At 67.0% G+C, this 23,016-nt stretch carries 23 protein-coding genes and 1 pseudogene; 8 read left to right on the top strand and 16 right to left on the bottom strand.

Translation table 11 applies throughout. From position 1 onward, the window contains the following. Together G9E11_RS21145 and G9E11_RS13310 are read left to right on the top strand one after the other, a co-directional pair. A pseudogene (locus tag G9E11_RS21145) lies at positions 1–276 on the top strand (DUF3618 domain-containing protein); the annotation flags it as partial. Positions 277–428: 152 nt separating this feature from the next. Then, on the top strand, positions 429–2,588 hold the full coding sequence (locus G9E11_RS13310) for a transglycosylase domain-containing protein (RefSeq protein WP_190606461.1): 2,160 nt from the start codon (positions 429–431) through the stop codon (positions 2,586–2,588). 24 nt (positions 2,589–2,612) lie between these two features. Here the strand turns inward: G9E11_RS13310 and G9E11_RS13305 are convergent, their stop codons facing one another. The 12 genes from G9E11_RS13305 to G9E11_RS13250 form a co-directional block, all read right to left on the bottom strand. Continuing rightward, entirely contained in the window at positions 2,613–3,344 is a 732-nt protein-coding gene (locus G9E11_RS13305; protein WP_190606459.1) for a GAF and ANTAR domain-containing protein, read from the bottom strand. 66 nt (positions 3,345–3,410) lie between these two features. Then, positions 3,411–3,758, bottom strand: a complete 348-nt coding sequence (locus G9E11_RS13300; protein WP_190606457.1) for a DUF3846 domain-containing protein — start codon at positions 3,756–3,758, stop codon at positions 3,411–3,413. Between the two features lie 44 nt (positions 3,759–3,802). Then, positions 3,803–4,594: a DeoR/GlpR family DNA-binding transcription regulator gene (locus tag G9E11_RS13295; protein WP_190606455.1), complete on the bottom strand. Its 792-nt coding sequence runs from the start codon at positions 4,592–4,594 to the stop codon at positions 3,803–3,805. 87 nt (positions 4,595–4,681) lie between these two features. Then, positions 4,682–5,362: an SDR family NAD(P)-dependent oxidoreductase gene (locus G9E11_RS13290; RefSeq protein WP_190606453.1), complete on the bottom strand. Its 681-nt coding sequence runs from the start codon at positions 5,360–5,362 to the stop codon at positions 4,682–4,684. Continuing rightward, positions 5,359–6,621, bottom strand: coding sequence for a sialidase family protein (locus G9E11_RS13285; protein WP_190606451.1), 1,263 nt, complete (start codon positions 6,619–6,621; stop codon positions 5,359–5,361). Before G9E11_RS13285 ends, G9E11_RS13290 begins: the two co-directional genes overlap by 4 nt. A 3-nt stretch (positions 6,622–6,624) precedes the next feature. After that, positions 6,625–7,401 (bottom strand): HpcH/HpaI aldolase family protein, encoded by a 777-nt coding sequence (locus G9E11_RS13280; RefSeq protein ID WP_190606449.1) that lies wholly within the window; start codon positions 7,399–7,401, stop codon positions 6,625–6,627. A 54-nt stretch (positions 7,402–7,455) separates the two neighbouring features. Beyond that, complete coding sequence (locus G9E11_RS13275) at positions 7,456–8,445, bottom strand: aldo/keto reductase (protein WP_190606447.1); 990 nt, start codon at positions 8,443–8,445, stop codon at positions 7,456–7,458. Positions 8,446–8,519: 74 nt separating this feature from the next. Continuing rightward, on the bottom strand, positions 8,520–9,344 hold the full coding sequence (locus G9E11_RS13270) for an ATP-binding cassette domain-containing protein (protein ID WP_190606445.1): 825 nt from the start codon (positions 9,342–9,344) through the stop codon (positions 8,520–8,522). Then, on the bottom strand, positions 9,337–10,290 hold the full coding sequence (locus G9E11_RS13265) for an ABC transporter ATP-binding protein (protein WP_246468928.1): 954 nt from the start codon (positions 10,288–10,290) through the stop codon (positions 9,337–9,339). Before G9E11_RS13265 ends, G9E11_RS13270 begins: the two co-directional genes overlap by 8 nt. 1 nt (position 10,291) lies before the next feature. Further along, a complete protein-coding gene (locus tag G9E11_RS13260; RefSeq protein WP_111904644.1) occupies positions 10,292–11,224 on the bottom strand; it encodes an ABC transporter permease in 933 nt (310 codons plus the stop codon). Continuing rightward, positions 11,221–12,156, bottom strand: a complete 936-nt coding sequence (locus tag G9E11_RS13255; RefSeq protein WP_190606443.1) for an ABC transporter permease — start codon at positions 12,154–12,156, stop codon at positions 11,221–11,223. Before G9E11_RS13255 ends, G9E11_RS13260 begins: the two co-directional genes overlap by 4 nt. A gap of 3 nt (positions 12,157–12,159) precedes the next feature. Next, complete coding sequence (locus G9E11_RS13250) at positions 12,160–13,734, bottom strand: ABC transporter substrate-binding protein (protein WP_190606441.1); 1,575 nt, start codon at positions 13,732–13,734, stop codon at positions 12,160–12,162. A 162-nt stretch (positions 13,735–13,896) separates the two neighbouring features. Between G9E11_RS13250 and pdxA the strand changes: the two genes are divergently transcribed. After that, a complete protein-coding gene (pdxA, locus tag G9E11_RS13245; protein WP_190606439.1) occupies positions 13,897–16,293 on the top strand; it encodes a 4-hydroxythreonine-4-phosphate dehydrogenase PdxA in 2,397 nt (798 codons plus the stop codon). A gap of 3 nt (positions 16,294–16,296) precedes the next feature. Here pdxA and G9E11_RS13240 read toward each other — a convergent pair whose 3' ends face one another. The 4 genes from G9E11_RS13240 to G9E11_RS13225 form a co-directional block, all read right to left on the bottom strand. Next, positions 16,297–17,073 carry an SDR family NAD(P)-dependent oxidoreductase gene (locus G9E11_RS13240; protein ID WP_190606437.1) on the bottom strand — a complete coding sequence of 259 codons (777 nt, stop codon included), beginning with the start codon at positions 17,071–17,073 and terminating at the stop codon, positions 16,297–16,299. A gap of 31 nt (positions 17,074–17,104) precedes the next feature. Next, on the bottom strand, positions 17,105–18,487 hold the full coding sequence (locus tag G9E11_RS13235; protein ID WP_190606435.1) for an MFS transporter: 1,383 nt from the start codon (positions 18,485–18,487) through the stop codon (positions 17,105–17,107). Positions 18,488–18,615: 128 nt separating this feature from the next. Further along, positions 18,616–19,638 (bottom strand): PHP domain-containing protein, encoded by a 1,023-nt coding sequence (locus G9E11_RS13230; protein ID WP_190606433.1) that lies wholly within the window; start codon positions 19,636–19,638, stop codon positions 18,616–18,618. 6 nt (positions 19,639–19,644) lie between these two features. After that, on the bottom strand, positions 19,645–20,022 hold the full coding sequence (locus G9E11_RS13225) for a VOC family protein (protein ID WP_190606430.1): 378 nt from the start codon (positions 20,020–20,022) through the stop codon (positions 19,645–19,647). Between the two features lie 123 nt (positions 20,023–20,145). Here G9E11_RS13225 and G9E11_RS13220 point away from each other — a divergent pair, with 123 nt between their 5' ends. The 5 genes from G9E11_RS13220 to G9E11_RS13200 all read left to right on the top strand — a co-directional run bounded on the left by G9E11_RS13220 (position 20,146) and on the right by G9E11_RS13200 (position 22,978). After that, entirely contained in the window at positions 20,146–20,784 is a 639-nt protein-coding gene (locus G9E11_RS13220; protein WP_190606428.1) for a hypothetical protein, read from the top strand. Positions 20,785–20,877: 93 nt separating this feature from the next. Next, positions 20,878–21,348 carry a hypothetical protein gene (locus G9E11_RS13215; RefSeq protein ID WP_190606426.1) on the top strand — a complete coding sequence of 157 codons (471 nt, stop codon included), beginning with the start codon at positions 20,878–20,880 and terminating at the stop codon, positions 21,346–21,348. 77 nt (positions 21,349–21,425) lie between these two features. Beyond that, positions 21,426–21,893 (top strand): SRPBCC family protein, encoded by a 468-nt coding sequence (locus G9E11_RS13210; protein WP_190606424.1) that lies wholly within the window; start codon positions 21,426–21,428, stop codon positions 21,891–21,893. Between the two features lie 109 nt (positions 21,894–22,002). Further along, on the top strand, positions 22,003–22,209 hold the full coding sequence (locus G9E11_RS13205; RefSeq protein ID WP_102971447.1) for a hypothetical protein: 207 nt from the start codon (positions 22,003–22,005) through the stop codon (positions 22,207–22,209). Positions 22,210–22,363: 154 nt separating this feature from the next. Next, complete coding sequence (locus G9E11_RS13200) at positions 22,364–22,978, top strand: TetR/AcrR family transcriptional regulator (RefSeq protein WP_311764370.1); 615 nt, start codon at positions 22,364–22,366, stop codon at positions 22,976–22,978. The last annotated feature ends 38 nt before the right edge of the window (positions 22,979–23,016 follow it).

Below are 23,016 nucleotides of genomic sequence, written 5' to 3'. Positions count from 1 at the left end.
GCCGGGCTGCTCGTCTCCTCCCTCATCCCGGCAAGCCAGAAGGAACGCGAAGCCGCCGACGCGCTGAAGACCGCGGCCGAACCCATGACCAGCCAGCTGACCGAGGCCGCCAAGGACATGGCCCAGGGCCTGAAGGAACCCGCCCAGAACGCCATGGAAAACGTCAAAGCCACCGCCACCGACGCCGCCCAGCACGTCAAGGACGAAGGCCAAACCGCCGCCTCCGACGTCAAAGCCACCGCCACGGACGCCAAGGACCACGTCCAAAACACGTAACGCCAGATAACGCTCTAAAGAGTCCAAGTACGACGCCGGCCGGCCCGCTCAACGCGGGCCGGCCGTTCGTTTCCAACCGGGTCCTGCTCTGGATCGGTCGTCACTTGAAGCGTATTCTGTAGACACGCTTTTTTGGGGTGTGAACCGCAGTGATGGTACGCAAAAGCCCGGTATCGGGATCTCACACGGCCCTGGCAAGGATGCTCGGGTTCGTGGTCCTCAGCTGCCTCTGTGGCGCCCTTGTTGCCGCCTACTTCGTTCCCCAGATTGCTGCTGCCGGCGCGGCCGTCAGCAGCTCGATGAACTTCTACAACGGCCTCCCCTCCGAGCTTGCGGTGCGTCCCCCGGCGCAAACCACAAGAATCCTGACGTCCGACGGCAAACTGATTGCCTCGTTCTACGAGGAAAACCGGGTTCGGGTTCCGCTGAAGCAGATGTCGCCGTACATCAAGGACGCCGTGGTGGCGATCGAGGACAGCCGCTTCTACGAGCACAGCGGCGTCGACCCCATGGGTGTCCTGCGGGCTCTGGTGAGCAACGTCTCCGGCGGGGACCGGCAGGGAGCATCCACGCTGACCCAGCAGTACGTCACCAACGTAGCCAACGAATCGAAAATTACTTCCGGCCGCGAGGATGAGGTGGTCCTCAGCGGGGAGAAGACCTTTGGTGACAAGGTCCGGGAAATGAAGCTCGCCATCGAACTGGAGAAAAAATTCACCAAGGACCAGATCCTCGAGGGCTACCTCAACATCGTGTTCTTCAACCGCAGCGCGTACGGCATCGAGGCGGCCGCCCAGCATTTCTACAGCGTTCCGGCCAGCAAGCTCAGCCTCCCCCAGGCTGCAATGCTGGCAGGGCTCGTCAACAGCCCCAGCCTCTACGACCCAGTGAGCAACCCCGAGAACTCGCTCAAGCGGCGCAACCTGGTCCTGGACGCCATGCTGGCGCAAAAAAAGATCACCAAGAAGCAGCATGACGATGCCGCCGCCACCGGCGTGGGCCTGAAAATCCGCAGCTCGAAGCAAGGCTGCGCCGCAGCCGCCATCGCCCCCTATTTCTGCGACTACGTATCCCACCTGATCCTCAACAACCGGGCCTACGGGGCAGACACGGAAGCCCGGGAGCAGAGGCTGTTCAGGGGCGGGCTGACCATCACCACCACGCTGGACAGCCGGCTGCAGACGGCGGCCCAGTCACAGGTGAACTCCACCGCCGGGGCCAACCCGGGCAGGTGGGGAGCTTCTTTGCTGACAGTCCAGCCGGGCACCGGCAAAATTCTGGCGATGGCGCAGAACACGGTATTCCTCCCGGAGCCCGGCAAGTTCGATACCCAGCTGAACTTCAACGTGGACGCCAAGGATGCCAACGGCAATGACCTTAACGGTGCGGGCGGGTTCCAGCCAGGATCCACCATGAAGCCGTTCACGTTCGCAGAGTGGCTGCACCAGGGACGGAAGATCACCGAGGAAGTGGACGCCTCACGGCGGGAGTACCCGCTGGGATTCGGCTGGCGGGACTCGTGCGCCAAGGTGGTGGGCGGCTACAGCAGCAGGCAGCGTGCCGCAGGCCTTGAAACAGCCGACGATCTGCAGAACGCTTCAGCGGGCTACTACCGCAGAATGCCAGCGAACTACGGGCTGTACAACTCCATCAACACGGCCACGTTTGCCGAGGTGGCACAGCTGGACATCTGCGGCATCGATAAAATGGTTGCGGCAGTGGGCCTTCGAAGCGGGCTGGATGGCTCAGAGATCAACATGCACCAGCTGGGCAATATTCTCGGCGGCACCGCCGTGTCACCGCTCAGCATCGCCACCGCCTTCGCCACCTTCGCTGCCGACGGCCGCTACTGCGCGCCGATTGCCATCCAGCGCGTCACCGACTTCAACGGCCGGGCGCTCTCCAGCCAGCAGCCGGCATGCCGGGACGCCGTCGAGCCGCAGATTGCCCGCGGCGTGAACTCGGTCCTGCAGGACGTGCTCAAGAAGGGTTCAGGCGTCTACATCAACCCGAAGGTCCAGAGCAAGGTCCCCGTGGCGGCCAAGACCGGCACCAACAACAGCAACGGTGCCACCTGGGTACTGGGCTACACCAGCGGCATGGCCACCGCATCCTTCTTCGGGGACGCGCTCGACGGCCAGAAACGGCCGGGCAGGAACATCACGATCAACGGCAAGCACTATGACCGCATTGACGGCTACATGATCGCCGGGCCGCAATGGGCCAACTACATGCTCAAGGTGGCACGTATGTATCCGGCCAAGCCGTTCCCCAAGCCCCCGGCGTCGATGATCGGCAAAGGGGCCAAGTAGCGCCGCGATGCGCGCTGAAAAGTACTAGTCGAAATGCGTCTCGACACCTGATCCCGAAAGCCTGCCCAGGAGTTCCACGGCCACATCACGCAACTTCCGGTTCCGGTTGCTCGAGACTTTGGCCAGAATGTCCATCGCTTCCTTTTGCGAACACCTGTTCTGCGCCATGATGACGCCGCAGGCGACATCGATCGCGGTCCGGCTCTGCATGGCCGCCTCAAGATTCTGCGCGCGGGACTGCGCGGCCCCGATCCGGACCGACAGGTGCAGCGTGCGGCGGGCCAGGTCCCCAAACTCGACCGCCCGGTCAAAGAGCTCGGGGGTGAAAAGGCCCGGCGCGGGACCGAAGAAGTTCAGCGCCGCGCTGGCACCCTCCCCGATGTCCAGGGGCACGCCGATCGTTGAGTACACGCCGTGCTCAGCGAGCTGCTTCTGGTATTCAGGCCAGCGGTCATCCGCGTTGACATCATTAAGCAATTCCGGGGCCATGGTGAATAATGCCCGGATGCAGGGTCCGTCACCGACTTGCTGCTCAATCTGGTCCAGCTCTACGGCCCGGGCACTGCTGCCTGCAACAGTGGCGGTGTGCCGGTGCCGCTTCAAGGTCACGGCACACTCAATGCCGGTGCCTGCAAGACCAGTGAGCGTGGATGCGGCAAACTGGGCCACCCCGTCAAGGAAGCCGTCAACGCTTTCGGCCCCAATGAGGATGTCCTGCAACTGCCGAACTGCCGAATCTTCGCGCGCTTCAGTCATTCCCCCATGCTAAACGCCAAAAGGCCCAGTTGTTCCGCGGAAGCGAAAAATCGGACTGCCGCTCCCTCAGGCTGCGTGCGGCGTTCCGAAGAGTTCCGCTGCGAGGCGCAGCAGGTGCTCCGGGATGCTTGTGTCCTTACCCTTGGCGTCACGGCCGACTATGACCGCCGGGCCGCGGGCGGCGCCTGCCAGATCAAGGCCGCAGTCGTGCATCAGTTGGTCGGCGCGGAGGTTCACCGGCAGGTTGGCCGAGGTTCCCTCGGCGTTGAGATAAAGGTGCCAGTCGCCCCGGGCGACGGACTCGAAGTCGCCCCCGAGCAGGTCTTTCAGGCTGTCCGGCCCTTCCACGGGTACGACCCGGAGGGGTTCGCCCAAGCGGGGCGGGACTATCAAGGCGGTATGTGCAGTGCTCATTTTGGGTCACTGTTAATAACAAATTCAGGCGTGCCGGTGTTCCCTCAAGCCGACGCCTGCTCCCCCGCCTGGACCGGTACCAGCTGCACCTGCACGCCGGCCTCCGTGAACAGCGCCACCTGGGCAGGATCTGCGCCGGAGTCCGTCACCAGGGTCCACGGCAGGGCGAGCTTTGCCCAGGCGTGGAACGGGCGCTTTCCGAGCTTGCCGGAGTCGGCCAGGACGTAAACCGAGTCGCCGCGCCGGGCCATGAGCTCCTTGAGCCTGGTCTGCGCGTGGTCCGCCTCGCAGAGCCCGTCGTCGGCGGTGACGGCGTCCGCGCCGAGGAACACCCGGTCAAAGCTCATGCGCTCCAGGGCAGCCTCGGCGAGGGGACCCACGAACGTCTGACTCACGCCGCGCAACCGGCCGCCAAGGCAGTCCACCTGGATGCCCGGCGAATCAGCGAGCTCCTGCAGCGTATTGATGCCCGGCGTCGTAACGGACAGGTTCTCCCGGCCGCGCAGTGCGTGCGCCAGCGCACCTACAGTGGAGCCGCCGTCGAGCAGTAAGTTCTCGCCGTCCTTCACCTCTGCAGCCGCCCAGGCTGCGATGGCATGCTTCTGCTCGTACGCCTCACCGGTCCGCTGCCGCAGGGACGGTTCGGGATGCGCGCCCAGCGCCACCGCCCCACCGTAGGTCCGTGCCAGCTTCCCCTGCTCATTCAGCTGAGCGAGGTCCCGCCGGATGGTGGAGGCGGTGACCTGGAAATGCCGTGACAGTTCCTCCACAGAAGCCAGCCCCGTGGTGACGGCAAGGTGGTAGATCTCTTCGCGCCTGGCTTTGGCGGTGGTCATCTTCGGCTCTCCTTTGCTCACACCATCGTAGGGCCCGGGGTTTCCACAAGCTCAACCGCCGGGATCTGACAACCTTTGATCACCGCCTCACAGCGAGGCTCCGCCGCAGATCACGTAGTTCTGTCCGGTGATGGACTTTCCATGCGGCCCCAGCAGGAAGCCGGCGAGCGCCGCGACGTCCTCGGGATCCACCAGCCGGCCGAGCGCCGGCAGCTTCGGCGGTGTGGCCGCCCGGCCAGGGTCGGCAAGCATGGGCGTGTCTGTAGGCCCCGGCGAGAGCACGTTCACCGTGATGCCGCGCGGTGCAAGCTCCTGCGCCCACGTCCGGCCCATGCCCATCAGTGCCGCCTTCGTGGCCGCGTACTGGCTCTTGCCCGCCGCGCCCGTGGAGGTCCGGCTGCCGATCAGCAGCACCCGGCCGCCGTCGGGCATCCGCGGGACCACCTCGTTGGCCAGCGCGCTGGCGGCCCCAACGTGGACGGCGAACATGCCGGCCAGCGCGCCCGGGTCCAGCTCACCCAACAGCGCGGTGCGCTGGTATCCGGCGGCGTGGACCAGCGCGTCCGCCGGGTCGATTCCCGCCGCCGTTTCCGCAAGCGACGAAGGGTTGGACAGGTCCGCGTGCAGCCACCGGAACCCGTGCCCCAGCGAGGTCTCGCTGCGGCTCAGCCCCGTGACGGTCCAGCCGTCCGCCAGCAGCCGTTCGGCGATCGCCTTGCCGATGCCGGAGCTGCAGCCCGTGACAATCGCGTGGCGGGTCGCGGTCACTGCGCGCCGCCTCCGGGAGTGGTGCTGCCCTCATACGCCCACTGCGGGTCCACGCGGACGTACTTGATGGCCTGCCGGAAGTAGGTGTAAGCGATGTTCAGCGCACCGTCCGGGCCCTGATGGATGGACGGGTAGGAATACTCCCGGTTCAGGCCGTCCCGCGAATTGTTGGAGAGGCAGTAGCCGTCCCCCACGTCGAGGTTCCGCCGGATGGGCCAGCTGCGCCCCGAGTCCTCGGAGATGGCCAGCGTCATGGGCGAGCGCGGGGTCCCCCAGAAGGCGCGCCGTTCGCCGTCGTCCGTTCCGACGGCGACAGACGGGGAAGGCTCCACCAGCTGGCCCTGTTCGGCGGCCAGGCCGTCGTCGTCAATCTCGTCGTAGAGCGAGAGCCGCCGCTCGGTGTTCTCCTCCGCGCGGCTGTGGTTGTAGACCAGCGCCAGGCGGCCGTCGGCGAGCGCGGCGAACTGGATGGAGGAGTTGTTGTTGGGCAGCTCGGTGGGGACAGGCTCGCTCCAGGTGGTGCCGTCGTCGGTGGAGCGGGATTCGTAGATCGAGTCGGCCCAGCGGCTGCGGAACAGCGCCAGCAGCGAACCGTCGGCCACAGGCTGGATGTTCATGTGGACGCACCCCAGGCTTCCCGGCAGGATGTGCTCGCGCCAGGTGGCTCCGCCGTCGTCGGAAATCATCACGGCACTGTCGTCGCTGTTGCCCACCCACTTCTCCCCCGGCGTAGTAACGCAGCGGAAGATCGGGATGATCAGGCGGCCGGACGGCAGCTGCACCGGCAGCTGGCGGACGAACACGCCGCCCGTTTCGTTGGCCGGAAACAGCGTTTCCACCGGCCCCCAGGTGCGGCCGCTGTCCGTGGAAGTACGACGGCGGACCTCCGCCGTGTCCTGGTTGCCCGCCCTCTGCGCGGTGTACAGGAGCCAGAGAACGCCGTTCTGGCCGCCAGAGCCAGGCGCGGTGAACAGGATCGGGTTCTGCTCGGAGCAGGTGGAGTCCTCCGACAGCTGTTCAGCCGGTGACCATTGGCTGCTGCCCGGCTCCAGGGTGGAGAACCAGATGGAGATGTCCGGCACGCCCTCCTGGGTGCCGCCGAACCACACGCAGCCGAGCCGGCCGTCGGGCAGGGTCAGGAGGTTGGCGGCGTGGCTCTGGACGGTGGGCGCCGGCAGGTACGCGAAGTCCGCGCCGTCCGCGCGCTTCACGGCGCCGTCGGGCGTGATGGTGCTGTAGCCGGTGTTGGTGGTCTGCATGCCTCAGCCCTCCGACCTGGCGGCAGCCAGGTGCGCCTTGGCAGCCAGCTCCAGGTGGGTCAGGTCCGAGGCGACGGTGGTAAACGTGTAGCCCTGCCGCAGCCGCTCGGCGGCGATGTCCCCGGCCGCGGTGTGGATACCGGCGGCGATGCCGGCCGAGGCGGCCGCTTCGGCGACGGTTTCCAGCGCCGCGTTGAACTCGGCCTCGATGGCCGGGTCGCCCGGGAAGGCGCCGCCGACGGCGATGGCCAGGTCCGAGGGGCCTACGTAGATGCCGTCCAGGCCTGGCGTCGCGCAGATCTCCTTCACGTTGGCCAGCCCCTCGGGCGTCTCGATCATGGCGAAGACCATGGTGGCGGCGTTGGAGTCAGCCGGGACCGGGCCGATGCGCAGCGCCGAGCGCATCGGCCCGTAGGAACGGCCGCCCATGGGCGGGTACTTCGCTGCGGCGACGGCAGCGGCTGCGTCCGCGGCGTTGTTCACGAGGGGGACGATGACGCCGACGGCGCCGGCGTCGAGCGCCTTGCCGATCGCGGTGAAGTCGTTGGCCTCCACGCGCACCATGCCGACGGCGGTGTGCCCGGCGTCGATGGCCATGAGGCCGTTCAGCACGCCCGAGTAGCCGAGCAGCCCGTGCTGGGCGTCCAGGGCAACGTAGTCGTAGCCGAGCCGGCCGATGCGTTCCGTTGCCACGGGCGCGTCCATCACGGCCCAGTAGCCGACGGCCTGCTCACGGGCGCGGATCTTGCGGGCGAATTCAATGGCCAGGTCCGATGTCATCTGGATCTTCTACTTTCAGTTCGTGGGTGGTGACGGATAGCAGTTGTATATGCGTCAGCGGTTATATGCCGGCATGGGTCCGCGGAGTCCGGAGCCAATGGCGTCGCAGGAGCTGGCAACGTCTTCGGGCAGCGGCCCCTTGGCCACGGCGGCGATGTTGGCGCGCAGCTGCTCCACCTTGGAGCCGCCCAGCAGCATGGAGCCGACGCCCTTCCGGTAGGCGAGCCAGCGCAGTGACAGCTCGGCGAGAGTGATGCCTGCCGCGTCAGCGATGGCGGCAAGGGCAGTGACGTAGACGAACAGCTGCTTGTCCCAGTAGCGCTGGGTGTACATGGCAGCCAGCTTGGAATCACCGAAGCGGCCTTCCGAGGGCTTGGCCTCAAAGCTGTGCTTGCCGGTGAGCAGGCCGCCGCCCAGCGGGTTGTAGACCATGGTGTGCACGTTGTGGGTGGCCGCGAACTCGAGGTATTCCTCTTCCACCCGCCGGGCCACCAGGTTGTAGAGCTGCTGCGCCACCACAGGGGTGGGTGCACCCACCTCGCGGGAAACGTGGATCACGTCGGCAATCTGCCAGGCCGCGAAGTTGGAGACGCCGAGCGCACCGATCTTCCCTTCTTCCGCCAGTTCCGCCACGGTGCGCAGGGTGTCCTGCAGTGGCGTCGCACGGTCCGGCTGGTGGAGGTAGAACAGGTCGATGCTGTCCACGCCGAGCCGCCGGAGGCTGCCCTCGACGCTGTTGCGCAGCCCTAGCGGGGACAACGGCGTGTGCTGGCCGTGGTCCGCGTGCGGCATGCCGGCCTTGGAGGCGAGGATGACCTCATCGCGGCGGCCCTTGAGGAGGCGGCCGAGCATTTCCTCCGTCACGCCGCCCACGTACGCGTTGGCGGTGTCGATGGTGGTGATGCCGGCGTCGAGCGCCTCCTCCACCATGCGTCCGGCGGTGGCCTCATCGGCGGTGTCGCCGAACGTCATGGTGCCCAGGACCAGCCGTGAGATGGGAAGCTTCAGTCCTTCCACCGGGGTGCCTTCTGGCTGCTTGCTCATGCGTTGATTCTCCGTGGTTGCAGTAACGGGTCGGGTGGTGCGGGGCGGGTAAACGGCCGGATCAGTGGAGCGGGTCAGCCTTTCAGCGCCAGCGACCGGACCACGTGCCGCGGCTTGAGGCCGCGCATGGTGGACGGGTCCAGCGCCGCCCGGCGGAGCTTGCGGGTGTAGTCCTCCTTGGGTGCGGTCAGCACGGATGCAGTGCTGCCTGACTCCACGAGCTTGCCGCGCTGCATGACCATGACGCTATCGCTGATCTCCTGCACCACGCCAAGGTTGTGCGAGATGAACACGTAGGTGATGCCGGTTTCGTCCTGGATGGACTTCAGCAGCCTCAGCACCTGGGCCTGGACGGACACGTCCAGCGCGCTCGTGGCTTCGTCGCAGACCAGCAGTTCCGGCTTGGACGCAAGAGCCCGGGCAATGCCGATGCGCTGCCGCTGGCCTCCGGAGAACTCGGCCGGGTGGCGGTCGAGGGACTTGGCCGGCAGGCCCACCTGGTCGATCAGCTTCGCAGCTTCCTTGTGCCGCTCGGCCTTGGACCGGACGCCCTGTAGCTTCAGTGGTTCGGCCACGATTTCCTGGGCGGTGAGGTGCGGGTCCAGGGAGCCGTACGGGTCCTGGAAGACCATCTGGAACTTGGAACGCAGCGGCCGCAGCTTGGCTTCGCTGAGTGCGGCCAGGTCCGTGCCGTCCAGTTCGATCCGGCCGCTGGCCGGCGTCACCAGGCGCATCAGCGCCTTGGCGATCGTGGACTTTCCGCAGCCGGATTCACCGACGACGGCGATCGTCTTGCCCTTGTCCACCGAGAAGGAGACGTCATCCACGGCGCGGAACGTGCCGCCGGGGACGTGGTAGTCCACCACGAGGTTCTCGACGGAGAGGAACGGCTTAGTCATTCTGGACTCCGGTGCTGGTCAGGGCGGCGTCGCCGGCCGCGGCGGTCTTGGATGGGGACTCTGAGGTGCTGCCGGCGGGGGTTTCGTCCCAGGGTCCCAGGACCGGTACGGCGGCCAGCAGGTTGCGGGTGTACTCGGTGGCCGGCTGCTCCACGACCTGCTGGACGTCCCCGGACTCCACGAAGGACCCGTCCTTCATCACGTGAATGCGGTCCGAAATCAGCCGGGCCACGCCGAGGTCGTGCGTGATCATCAGGATGCCGATGCCGCGTTGCTCCTGGAGTTCCAGCAGGAGGTCCAGAATGCCGGCCTGCACCGTGACGTCCAGCGCCGAGGTGGGTTCGTCCGCCACCAGTAGCTGCGGCTCACTGGCCAGCGCGATCGCGATGAGCACGCGCTGGAGCATGCCGCCGGAGAGCTGGTGCGGGTACTTCTTCAGCTGCACTTCCGGCGTCGGAATATGGACCTGTTCCAAAAGCCGGATGGCGCGGGCCCGGACGGCGTCCTTCTCTTTGGAGGCGGCGCCGGCAATCCGGATGGCCTCGAAGAGCTGGCTGCCGATCGAGTGGACAGGGCTGAGCGCGGTCATGGGGTCCTGCGGGATGAGCGCGACTGTCCGGCCGCGGACCTTATCGATGGCCTTGGGTACGGTCACCACGTCCACGCCGTCGATGAGCACGGTGCCGGAAAGTACCGCCAGATCGTCCGGGAGCAGCCGGAGGACGCCCATCGCCGTCGTCGACTTGCCCGAACCGGACTCACCGATGATGGTGACCGTTTCACCGCGGTGGATGCTGAAGTTCACCGAATCAACAGCCCTGATGATGCCGGCGTCGGTGATCAGCTCCACCTGGAAGTCGCGGACCTCGAGCAGGGCCGGCTCGGCGGTGTGGCCGGACTCAGTGCGACCTGTGTTGGTTCGGCCAGGGCCGGGTTGTGCGTTCATGTCAGGCACCCTTCTTCTTGCGGCGGGGACGGTCCCGGAGGCCGTCGCCCAGCAGGTTCACGCCCACCACCATCAGCACGATCACCAGACCGGGCAGGGTAACCATCCACCAGGAGGTGGTGATGTAGTCCTGGCCGTCGGAGATGATGCGTCCCCAGGTGGCGAACGGCCGCTGGGGGCCGGCGCCGAGGAAGCTGAGGGCGCTCTCGAGCAGGACGGCCTGGGCCAGGAGCAGCAGCACCACGAGGGTTGCCTGCTTGATGACGTTCGGGATGATGTGCTGGATGAGGATCTGGATGCGGTGCAGGCCCAGGATGCGCGCCGCGGAGACGTAGGGTTTTTCGCGTTCCACGAGCACCATGGACCGGGTCAGCCTGGCCACTTCCGGCCATTGCGCAATCGCGATGACGAACGTGATCACCGGGATGGACGGGCCGAAGAGCGCCACCACCAGGAGCAGCATCATGAGGAGCGGCAGGGACATCTGGGCCTCAAGGACCCGCGAGACCACGGTGTCCACCCAGCCACCGAAGTAGCCGGCGGCTGCACCGAGAATGATGCCGATGGCGCCGGAGACCACCACGGCCAGGATGCCGATGGTCAGGGACACCTGGCCTCCGTGCAGGACGCGGGAGAGCAGGTCGCGGCCCAGCTGGTCGGTGCCGAACAGGTGGCCGTCCACCAGGGGCGCCAGGCGGCGGGCGGACAAGTCCTGGTGGTTGGCGTCAGGAAGGGGAAGGACCTGGGCCAGCAGGATGGGGATGATGACGATCAGCGTGCAGACGGCGCCGATGCGCAGCTTCCACTTGGCGGCGTTGCGGCGGCGGGTGGCGCCGGCCTTCGCGACGAGCTCCTTCGTGACGGCGCTGGCCGAGGGTGTCCGGGGCGGTTGTGCGGCGGAGGCCGCCGGCGTTGCGGTGTCGCTGAGGCTCATGCTGCTGCCGCCTTTCCAAGACGAACGCGGGGATCAAGAAGCGGGTAGGCGAGGTCGATGACCAGCTGGACGGCTACGGCCAGCAGTGCCGTCAGGAGGACGGTTGCCTGGATGAGTGGGTAGTCGCGGGTTTCAAGGGCACGGACAATGAGGGAGCCGACGCCGGGCCACGCGAACACCACTTCCACCACCACCACGCCGTTGAGCATGGCGGCGAAGCGGGTGCCGAGGGCGGTGAAGACCGGGATGGCGGAGTTGCCCATGGCATAGCGCCAGGTGAGCGCGGGGCTGCCCACTCCCCTGGACCGCGCCACGGTCAGGTAGGGGGCGGCGAAGTTGGACGTCATCTCCCGCCGCACCATCCGGGAGATCAGCGCGATCTGCAGGGTGGCGATGGTGACGGTGGGGAGGACCAGCCCGCCCCACGTGGCGAAGCCGGAGGCGGGGAACAGCGGGATCAGGACGGCGAAGCCTGTGAGGAGCATGATGCCGGTCCAGAAGTCCGGCATCGACTGCCCGGCGATGGTGAGGACGTTGACGCCGAGTTCCCGGTTGGTGTCCGGGCGGCGGGCCATCCAGACGCCCAGCGGGATGGCCACCACGGCGGTGAGGAGGATGGACGCGGTGGCGAGGGTCAGCGTGTACGGCATCCGCTCCGCCACCACCTGCATGGCCGGCGCCTGGAAGGAGTAGGAGGTGCCGAGGTTGCCGGTGAACAGCTGCTGCAGGAAGATCCAGTACTGCTCCAGCAGGGGACGGTCCAGGCCGAACTGTTCGCGGACCTTGGCCAGCTGTTCAGTGGTGGCCAGCGGTCCGGCGTAGGACACGGCCGGATCACCGGGGGCCAGGCGGATCAGGATGAAGACCGTGGAGACCGTCAGGAACACGGTCAGCAGGCCTTGGCCCAGCCGCTTGAGGATGTACTTGGTCATGACTCAGGCCTCCAGCCGGACGTCAACAAGGGGGTAGGAGTTGGTGGGGGCCAGCGACAGGCCTGCCACGCGCTTCTGGTGGGCCAGCACCGACTTGGGAACGAACGCCCAGGCGCAGGGCCAGGTGTCCCAGATGGCCTTCTGCGCGGTGGCGAGCAGCTGCTCGCGGCGCACCGGGTCCACCTCGGAGGAGGCGGCCTGGATCTTGGCCTGCACCTCCGGGACCACGTAGCCCTGGTAGGTGTCGCGGGTTTTTTCCTTTTCCGCGGTTCCGGCGTACATGCCCTGCATCATGGTGATGGCGAGGCCGGTGGGGCTGCTGAAGCCGTTGCCCAGCAGGTCCCAGTCGCCCTGCTTGCCCTGGCGCCAGGCCAGGATGTTGCCGCCGGGCTCGAACTGCTGCAGCTGGGTCTTCACACCGATGTTGCCGAACATCTCCACGAGGGCCTCCATTACGGAGGTGTCGGAGGCGAACTCGCCGGTTTCCCAGATGATCTTGAGGTTCAGGTCCGTGACGCCGAGGCTCTTCAGCGTGGCCTTAGCCTTCTCCGGGTCGTAGGTGTAGTTGCCGGTCTTGGAGAAGCCGGTGAGGCTGGACGGAACCACGCCTTCGGCCTCGCTGACCGAATCGACCAGGACGTCCTTGACCAGGGCCTCGCCGTCGACCGCCCAGCTGAGTGCCTCGCGGACGCGGACATCGGACAGCGGGTGGCTCGAGGGCTTGCGGAAGTTGTAGAAGATCTGGTTCAGCCGGAGGCTTGACGCCTCCGCAAGGACGACGCCGGGAAGTCCGGCCAGCTGTTCGCGCGAGTCAGGCGTGATGGAGTCGATGACGTCCACCTCGCCGCTGCGCAGTGCGATGACGCGGCTGGATTCCTCGGGCAGGAAGCGGACCTCGACGTTGTCCACCTTGGGGGCAGGGCCCCAGTAGTTCTCGTTGCGCTTGAGGCTGTACGTGCCGGCGCCACGGTTGAACTTGGTCACCACGTAGGGGCCGGTGCCCACCCCTTCCTGCAGCTCCTCCGGCTTGTTCTTGGCCGCCGGGCTGATCAGGATCATGCTCATGAGGGAATCGAGGATGGGGATGGGGTTCTTGGACTCCATCCGGAACGTCCGGTCATCCACCGGAACCACCGTGGGAAACTCGGGGAAGAACCCGGCGACGAAGGAACCCTGCACCTGCTGGTACATCTTCAGCGCCGTGGCGATGTCCTCGATGGCCACCGGGGTGCCGTCCGAGTAGCGGACGCCTTCGCGCAGCCGCACCGTCCACGCGGTGGGCGAGGTCATCTCAAAGCGGTCCGCCAGGACGAGGATCGGCTTGGTTTCGGGGCCGATGGCTGTCAGTCCCTGCCGCACGGCGCGCTGGACGGTGACGGCGGCGTCGAACTGGTTGAGCTTGTTGTCCAGGCTGACGAGGGACCTGTTGAGGGCCAGTGTCAGGGTGCTGGGTCCCGGCAGGCCCGTGGGGCCGGCACACCCGGCCAGGGAGCCTGTGCCCAGGAGAAATCCGGCGGCTGCGCCGAACTGCAGGAGGCGGCGCCGTGAGATCTCACTTCCTTGAGGAAGAACGGTCATCGTTGACCTCTCGGTTGAATGGGACGGCTGGGGGCCGGATGGCCTGCGCCGTGTTACATGCATCACTCTGCCACCTCTGCGCGAAATGCGCAACCGCTCTAGCGCAATCCGCGCAGTCGTGCCATCATGGTGCTACCGACAACCAGAAGAAGGGAGGACTCCATGGCTGCAGTACTCATCCAGGCCGATGACTTTTCCGGCGCAGCAGAAGTGGGGCAATGCTTTGCAGCCCAGGGGCTGGACACCCGCCTCCTCCTGTCCTCCGCGGACGCGGGCACTGTTGCCGAGGGCGCAAACACAGAAGACACGGGCACCGGCAGCCGCCCGGATGCTCTGGTGGTCGACACCCACTCCCGGGCCGCGGCCCCGGACATCGCCGCCGCGGCTTCGGCTGCCGTATTCAGCAGCGCTGCCGCAGACGGCGCAGGCGTCCTGTTCAAGAAAATCGATTCCCTGTGGCGGGGCAATGTGGGCCCGGAAATCGCGGCGCTGTCGGCCCTGGGCCACCACGTTGTGGTGGCCGGCGCACTTCCCCAGCTGAACCGGACAGTCGTGGGCGGCCGGCCCTTTGCCGACGGCATTCGGCTGGACGGCACGGACCTGTGGCGGGCAGAACCAGCCGCCCCGCCCGCGGAACTCGCGGGGCTGCTGGGCCCTGGCCCCGCGGTGCAGCTTGCGGAGCTGTCCACGGTGCGGTCCGGCGGCCTGGGCGGCTTCCTGTCCGATCGCCTTTCCCGTGCCACTCCGGCCACCGTGATCGTCGACGGCGAGACTCCGGCCGATCTGGAGGCCGTGGCGGACGCGCTGCTGGACCTGGGCTTCAGGGCCGGCGGACGCCGCATCGTACTGGCCGGAACCGGCGGCATGGCCCTGCTGCTGGCGGCGAAACTGCGCTGTAGTTCTGCCCGGAACGCGCAAAAGCAGGCGCCGCGCAGAATGCCGGCCGCGGACGGACCCCGGACTGTGCTGGCCGCCGTCGGCTCCGCCTCGGCGAAGGCCGCGGCGCAGCTGCGGAACCTGGAAGCCGGCGGCTTCACCGTCCTCCGGATCGCTCCCGATGAGCTGCAGCAACCTGGGGATTTCCGCTCCCGGCTCGCGGAAGCCCAGCAGCTCCTGGCGGCAGGCGAACCGGCAGTGCTGACCGTCAGCGCCGCCGTCGTCAATCCCGACGAGTCCGGCACGATCGTGCGGAACCTCGCCCGGCTAACCGCCGGCGCGGCAACTGGCGCGGCAACTGGCGCGGCAACTGGTTCCGCGCCAGCAGCTCCGACGGCGGACTCGGACCTCATCCTCACCGGCGGCGAAACGGCCCGCGAGGTGCTCGACGCCCTCGGCGTCCGTTCGCTGACCCCGCTGGCGTCCGTACAGCACGGCGCCGTGGTCAGTCTTTGCGACGACGGGCGGCTGGTGGGCACCAAGCCCGGCAGCTTCGGCGACAGCGACGCCCTCGTCCAGCTCTACTCCGCCATCAAGGACCTTCGGTCTTCCAACAGCACTTCCCATCCCTCCCACACACCTGGAGCTCCAATGACATCAGCAGTGAACGCAACCGAACAGGACACCCGGCCCTTCATCGCCGTGACCATGGGCGACGGCGCCGGCGTGGGACCCGAGGTGACCGTGGGCGCCCTTCTCGACCAGAACGCCTACCGCGACTGCCGCCCGGTGGTCATCGGCGACGTCCACCGGCTGCAGCTGGGTGCCAGTGCGCTGGGCGTGGAAGCCAACATCGTCGAGGTGGAGAAGGTAGGCGACGCCGTCTTCGAAGCCGGCCGGATCAACGTGATCGACCCGAAGCTGCTTTCGGCCGACCTGCCGTGGGGCCATGAGTCCGCCGAGGCCGGCAACGCCGCCTACCACTACATCCGGATCGCGTGCGAGCTGGGCATGGCCGGACAGGTCCAGGGCATCTGCACCGCGCCCCTGAACAAGGCCGCGCTGCACAAGGCTGGACACATCTACCCGGGCCACACCGAACTGCTCGCGCACTTCATGGGTGTCGAGGAAGTGTCCATGATGCTGTCCACGCCCAAGGTCAAGGTCATCCACGTCACCACGCACATCGGCCTGATCGACGCCATCAACAAGATCGAGCCCGGCCTGGTGGAGCGGACGGTGCGCCGCGGCCACGGCGCCATGCAGCGCGCCGGCATCGCCGCCCCGAAGATCGGCGTCTGCGCCATCAACCCGCATGCCGGCGAAAACGGGCTCTTCGGCTACGGCGAGGAGGCGGAGAAGATCACCCCGGCCATCGAGAAGCTCCAGGCCGACGGCATCGATGCCCGCGGCCCGCTCCCGGCGGACACGGCGTTCTTCCTGGCCGGCCGCGGCGACTACGACCTCATCGTGGCGATGTACCACGACCAGGGCCACGGACCGATCAAGGTCCTCGGCATCGAGGCCGGCGTCAACATCACGGTGGGCCTGCCCGTCATCCGCACGTCAGTGGACCACGGCACCGCCTTCGACATCGCGGGCAAGGGCATCGTGGACGTGCGCAGCATGATCGAGGCGCTGCGCCAGGCGGCCGAGATGTCGCCCAGCCCCGCGGCAGCCTGAGCTCTAGGAAATCTGCAGGCCGCCGTTGATATCGTACGTCGCGGCGGTGATGTAGCCGGCGTCCTCCCCCATCAGGAACGCCATGAGGGCGGCGATGTCTCGGACCGTGCCCACCCGGCCCATGAGGATGTCCCTGGACATGTCCGCCTTGCGTTCGTCGGTCAGGGTGCCGCCCATAATGTCGGTGTCCACCGGCCCCGGGGCGATGCAGTTGACGGTGATGTTGTACTGGCCCATCTCCCGTGCCAGCGCACGGGTGAAGCCGATGATGGCTGCCTTCGATGCACTGTAGGCCACCTTGGAATACGTGCCGCCACCGCGCTGCGCGGAGATGGAGGAGACGCTGACCACCCGGCCGAGCCTGCGCTCGATCATGCCGCGGAGCACGCGCTGCGTGACCAGGAACGTGCCGGTCATGTTGACCCGGAACACCCGCTCCCAGGCCTCGAGCGTCTCGTCCATGAACTCGGTGGGCGAGCTGATGCCTGCCAGGTTCGCCAGCCCCACAATGGGCGGCATGTTGGCCTCCACCTCGTCGATGGCGGCGTTCACGGTGGCCTGGTCGGAGACGTCGGCGCCCACGCCCCTGGCCGCCACGCCGTACACCGAGGAGATGTCCTCCGCCGCGCGCCGCGCAGCGTCGCCGTCGATGTCGAGGACGGCCACGGACCAGCCCTGGCTGGCGAGCATTTCCGCCGTCGCCCGGCCAATGCCCCGCGCGGAGGCTGCCCCGGTCAGCACCGCGGTGCGTTCGGCCGGGAACGTGTCGTGGTGCGTCATGTCAGTGATCCCCTCGTCGTTTGCTGCAGTGTCAGTACTTGGTGTCGTCGAACTCGTCGGCAGCGACTGCTTCTTCACCGACAGCAGCGTGGGTGCCCGGCTTCACGTGCCCTTCGGGACGTTTGCGGGCGTACAGGAAGGTGGCGACGGCGGTAACAGCGAGGCAGGCGGCCAGGAACAGCAGGCCGGAACGGTTGTCGCCGGTGGCATCATTGAGCACGCCCACGATGTACGGCGCCACGAAGCCGCCGAGGTTGCCGAGTGAGTTCACCATCGCGAGGCCGGCCGCGGCGGCCGCTCCCACCAGTGCGGTGGACGGCATCGCCAGGAACGGGGCGATGGCGGAGTAGATGCCCATGGCCGCGAGGGTCAGTGCGATCAGGGCCAGGATGGCGTTGACCTGCACCAGGCTGCCGGCAGCCACCAGGCCGACGGCGGCCATCACCATGCTGATGCTGGCGTGCATGACGCGGTTTCCGGTGCGGTCGGACCGGCGGCCCCAGTAGTAGACGAACACGGCGGCGATGGTGTACGGGATGGCGACGATGAAGCCCACCTCCGTGGTGGTGAACTTGCCGAGCGCGGCCACGATTGTAGGCATCCACAGGCCCAGGCCGTAGATGCCGCAGACCAGGCCGAAGTACAGCGCCGAGTAGGCGATGGTCCGGGAATCCTTCAGGCCGGCGAGGAAGTGGTGCGGCTGGCCCTTTTGCTTGTGGGCGAGTTCCGCGTCCATGGTCCGGGTGAGCCATTCCCGCTCGTCCGCGGCGAGCCAGTGGGCATGGCTTGGCCGGTCAGTCATGAGGACCGGGGTCAGGAGGCCGAGGAGGATGGCCGGGATGCCCTCAATGATGTACAGCCACTGCCAGCCGTGCAGGCCCGCGACGCCTTCCATCTGCAGCAGAAGGCCGGACACCGGGGCGCCGAGCGCATTCGAGACTGGCTGGGCGAGGATGAAGATGCCCAGCACCAGCACTCGCTGCTGGGCGGGGAACCAAAGGGTCAGGAAGAAGAGGATGGCCGGGAAGAAGCCGGCCTCGGCCGCGCCGAGCAGGAAGCGGATGATGTAGAAGGTGGTCTCCCCGTTCACCAGCGCCATGGCCGTGGCGAAGATGCCCCACGAGATCAGGATGCGGGCTATCCACTTCCGGGCGCCGAACCTGTACATGCCGGCGTTGCTGGGGATCTCCAGCAGCGCGTAGCCGATGAAGAACATGCCTGCACCGAGGCCATAGGCCGCGGCGCTCAGGCCGATGTCCTCGCTCATGGTCAGCTTGGCGAAGCCGACGTTGTTCCGGTCGAGATAGGCAACGAAGTAAAGCAGCACAATGAGCGGCATGAGGCGGCCGCGCACTTTTCGGAGGGTCCGGTGGCCCAGTTCGTCCAGATGGTTCGCCGGATTCATAGCGGTCATGGTGCACCTCGCAACGGGAGACGGGTCCGCCGGTTCCTCGGCGGAACAGTTAAGGTGTACCACTCCGCCAGCAGATAGTCATTATGCTTACTAATTCTTGAGCGAGCGCAACCTTCCAGTGACTGCCGCTAGTTCCTGCTGTTCAACCACTCCAGCAGCCGGTCCAGCAGCCACGTTGTGATGATGCGTTCAGCCGGAACCCCATTGCGTTCGGCACGCTCGGCGCCGTACTGCAGGAAGTCGAGCTGTCCCGGTGCGTGGGCGTCGCTGTCGATGCTGAAAAGGCAGCCGGCCTCGAGCGCCAGCTGCATCAGGTTGTCCGGCGGGTCCTGCCGTTCCGGCCGGGAGTTGATTTCGACGGCGACATTGGCTTCCGCGCAGGCCGCAAAGATCCGCTCGGCATCGAATTCGGACTCGGGACGGGTTCCGCGTGACCCCTGCAGCAAGCGGCCGGTGCAGTGGCCAAGCACGTTGGTGTGGGGATCGGAGATGCCGCCGAGCATCCGCTCCGTCATGGTGCGCCGGTCTGAGCGGAGCTTGGAGTGCACGCTGGCCACCACCACGTCCAGCCGGTCCAGCATCTCAGGCGTCTGGTCCAGCTCGCCGTTTTCCAGGATGTCCACTTCGATGCCGGACAGGAGCCGGAACCCGCCGTCGGCGTCGCCGTTCAGCCCGGCCACCACGTCCAGCTGCTTGGTGAGCCGCTCGGCAGTCAGCCCGTTCGCGATCTTCAGGTTCGGCGAGTGGTCCGTCAGGGCGAGGTAGTCGCGGCCCAGGTGCCGGGCGGCGGCGGCCATCAGCTCCGGCGGGGAACCGCCGTCGGACCAGTCACTGTGGCTGTGCAGGTCGCCGCGGAGCTGCGCGCGGAGCCCGTCTCCCCCGGCGGCCAGTGGCTTGGCGCCGCCCTGCCGCAGCTTTTCCAGATAGTCGGGCACACCGCCGTCCACAGCCTGCCGGATGACAGCGAAGGTGGTTTCGCCGATCCCTTTCGTCCGTTTGAGCCTGCCGTCACGGGCGCGCTCCGCCACCTCGTCCGGCGTCAGTCCGCTGATGACGCCGGCCGCCTTCCGGAAGGCCTGGACCTTGAACGTCGGCGCGGCGGAGCGCTCGAGCCAGAAGGCGATCTCGTTGAGGGCGTCAGCGGCGTCCATTCAGTGCTAGTCCTGGTGCAGCTGGATGTAGTTGCCGCAGCCGTCGTCGAACACTGCGGTGATCCCGAAGGGGTCCTCGGCAGGCTCGCCCCGGAACCGGACTCCGGCGGCGGACAGGCGCTCATACTCGGCTTTGACGTCCGGTGCGCCAAAGACGATGGCGGGGATCCCGGCGTCGTACAGTCCCTTGCTGTACGCGGAGGCGATTGGGTTGTCGCTGGGCTCCAGCAGCAGGCCAGCACCGGAAGCCGCCCCGGGGTCCTTGACGATGAAGAGGTTGTGCTCGGGCATGGCCATGAGCGTGTCGAAGCCGAGGGTCTCCGTGTAAAAGGAGTGTGCCGCGGCAGGGTCCTGGACGTGGATGCTGCACATTTTGAGTCGCATGGCGCCTACGCTACGCCGCACGGCCGCCGCTGCAAACCGCCCGTTGACCTGCGCCGCGATAGGGGCTGCAATTTAAGTGCGGCCCGAATTGCCGGGCAGCGCCCGTCCTTGGGAGGTGCAGTGGTGCCCGCAGTTTCCGAAGCCGCCCCGTTGGGGCTGCTGCAACTGGTCCTCTGGAGCGCAGTCCTGGCGGCCGCCGTCGCCTGCACGGTTATCGTCGTGCGCCACCACTTGAAGGCGTCCGACGGCGACAGTCCAGACCTGCTGTTCTGGGACCTTTTCGGCGGCGCGGTGGTGATAGCCCCGGCCCTGCTCATCCCAGCGGTTGCCTCGCCGCCTGCGGGCCTTGCCCTGGCCGCCGTGGCAGGGGTGAGCGCCATTGCCGCCTACCGCAGCAGTCCTGCGGTGCTCACCTGGTACGAAACCCGGCGGCGCCGGCGGGTGGACGGCCCGCTGTGCCGGGCGGCGGCCGTCGTGCATGAAGAGATCCTGGGGCGCTGGGCGCGCTACGAGCTGGACCCCGCACTCGCCATCAGCTATCCGGACCTCGCGGACGTCGCACGGCCTGAGACCGCTGATTTTGTGAAGGCCCTGCGGGAGGCGGAGACGCTGAAAACTGCCTGGGACTCCGGGTATCCGCATGCCGTAGACCGCCTCGGCCAGGCGCTGGACCGCGCGGAAGCCGCAGCGGGAGTCCCGGCCAGCCTGCGGCCGGCACCTTTCACAGGCACGAGGTTCACAGGCACAGCACAGCGGCGGTGAAGCCGCATCACACACCCGAATCGGACTATTTTCCCAGGCCGCACCAGCGGCCCGCCCGGTCTTTCGCCGGGCCCGGAGAATAGGAGATTCACAATGGCCAAGATCAACAAGACGACGGCAGGGATAGTCCTTGCCGCCGCCGTCGGAGGCGGGGCAATCGGCGCGGCAGCCCTCCCCGCCATGGCGGACAGCAGCACGGCATCCTCGACGTCGACGTACGCACAGGGCGGCTACGGTGACGCCGGTGGCAGCGGCGGCGGTAACAGCGGCGAAGCCCGGGGCCAGCACCAGGCGAACGGGAAGACCGAGGAAATCCTGACCGGCGATACCGCGGCCAAGGTCGAGGCCGCCGTCAAGGCCGCCCAGCCCGGCGCCACCATAGAGCGGATGGAAACCGACGCCGACGGCGCTACCTACGAAGCCCACATCAGCAAGGCGGACGGCACCCACGCCACCGTGTTGCTCGATGCGAACTTCGCAGTTACCGGCACCGAGGAGGGCTTCGGCGGTCCCGGCGGGCGCGGCGGTCCGCAGGGCTCCGGCGACGCCGCCGCCCGCAGCTAGCGGCGGCTACGATAACGGCCCGCTGTTTCCCCGGGTTGCAGCGGGCCGGTTGGAGGAGCCAGCCATAGGATGGGCCCATGTCAACGTACTCAGTCACGCGCAGCACTGTCATCCCCGCCCCGGCCAAGGACGTGTTTCCGCTGGTCAACAGCTTCCGCGGGTGGCCCAAGTGGTCGCCTTGGGAGTCCGTGGACCCGGACATGAAGCGGACCTACTCCGGCGCGGAAGCCGGCGTCGGTGCCAAGTATGCCTGGAGCGGCAACCGCAAAGCAGGTGCCGGCACCATGGAGATCGTCGAGTCGAAGGAAGCGGACGTCGTTCGAATCCGGCTCGAGTTCACCAAGCCTTTCCACGCAGTCAACCCCACTGCCTTTACGTTCGCTCCGGAGGGTGGAGGAACCCGGGTCACCTGGACCATGGTGGGCGAGCACAAGGGCATCGGCAAGGTCTTTGCGCTGTTCATGAACATGGACAAGATGGTGGGCGGCGACTTCGAGAAGGGCCTGGCGTCCCTGGCTTCAGCCGTCGGGAGCCGGCCGGCCTAGTCTGCGGTTCCTCGGTCACAGGTTCCTGCCCGGCACTTGTTCGGCATGCCTTTTTCGGCGAAGGTAGTAAGCACCCTTAGCAGTTCCCGAAATCGCAAAGGAGAACACCATGCAGATCGACAAGTCCCAGATCCTCGAATTCCTCAAGTCCCGAGGCGACAACGACAAGGCCGCCCAGGCCGAAAATGAGCTGCCGGACCAGGTGGACACCGACCAGCACGCAGGGCTGCTCTCCAAGCTCGGCATCAATCCTGCAGACCTGCTCGGCAAGCTTCCCGGTGGGTTGGGGGACAAGCTGGGGGGCCTCGGTCTGTAGCGAGGTCTAGGTGGAACCGGCTCCGGCTTGGCCGCAGTACCGAAAGGACGGGTTCCCGCGATTTGGCGGGGAACCCGTCTTTTCTGGGTGCGCGAACGCTGGACTATCGTCTAAACAGAGCACTGATCGACGTCAACCGATGGAGGGGCACGACGTGAAGCCAGAAGCCGCGCCGCGGCAGCGCCGCCTCCGGCAGGATTCGATCCGCAACCAGCAGGAACTCGTGGTAGCTGTCGGCGAGCTTCTCCGCGAAAACCCGGACTCGGCAACTATGCCCGCCGTGGCAGAACGCGCGGGCCTCTCCCTTGCCACGGCCTACCGGTACTTTCCAACGCTCGATGAGCTTCACCGCAAGTTCATGCTGAGCGTCATTGACGAGCTTTACGAGTCGACGAATAGCCTGGAAAGTACCGGAATGGAGCTCTTCAAGGACACCATGGCGCAATGGCTCAAGGTCGTGGCCGAGTACGGACCCGCCATGGTTCTTGTCCGTTCCCGCGAAGGGTTCCTCACCAGACTGCAGGCCGGCGAACCCCACGCCCATGCACTGGAACGTGTATGGGGGCCACCCGTCCGGGAGTTGCTCGAGGAAGCCAACATCGACGGGGACCAGCTTCCTTACGCGCTTTCCCTCTTCAATGCCATGTTCAACTCCAGGGAGATCATGGATTTCCGGGCGGTGGCAAGCATGCCTGACGAGCAACTCGTGCAGCGGTGCAGCCGCCTCTACTGGAGCGCCATTCAGGGATTGCGCAGCACGGAAGACTGACCGGCCACCCTGGGCCGCACGCCTTTCCTAACACCAAC

The organism is Arthrobacter ipis (assembly GCF_014694315.1).
Classification (GTDB): Bacteria; Actinomycetota; Actinomycetes; order Actinomycetales; family Micrococcaceae; genus Arthrobacter; species Arthrobacter ipis.
The sequence above is the reverse complement of the archived record's forward strand: the minus strand, read 5'-3'. Positions and strand labels throughout refer to the sequence as shown.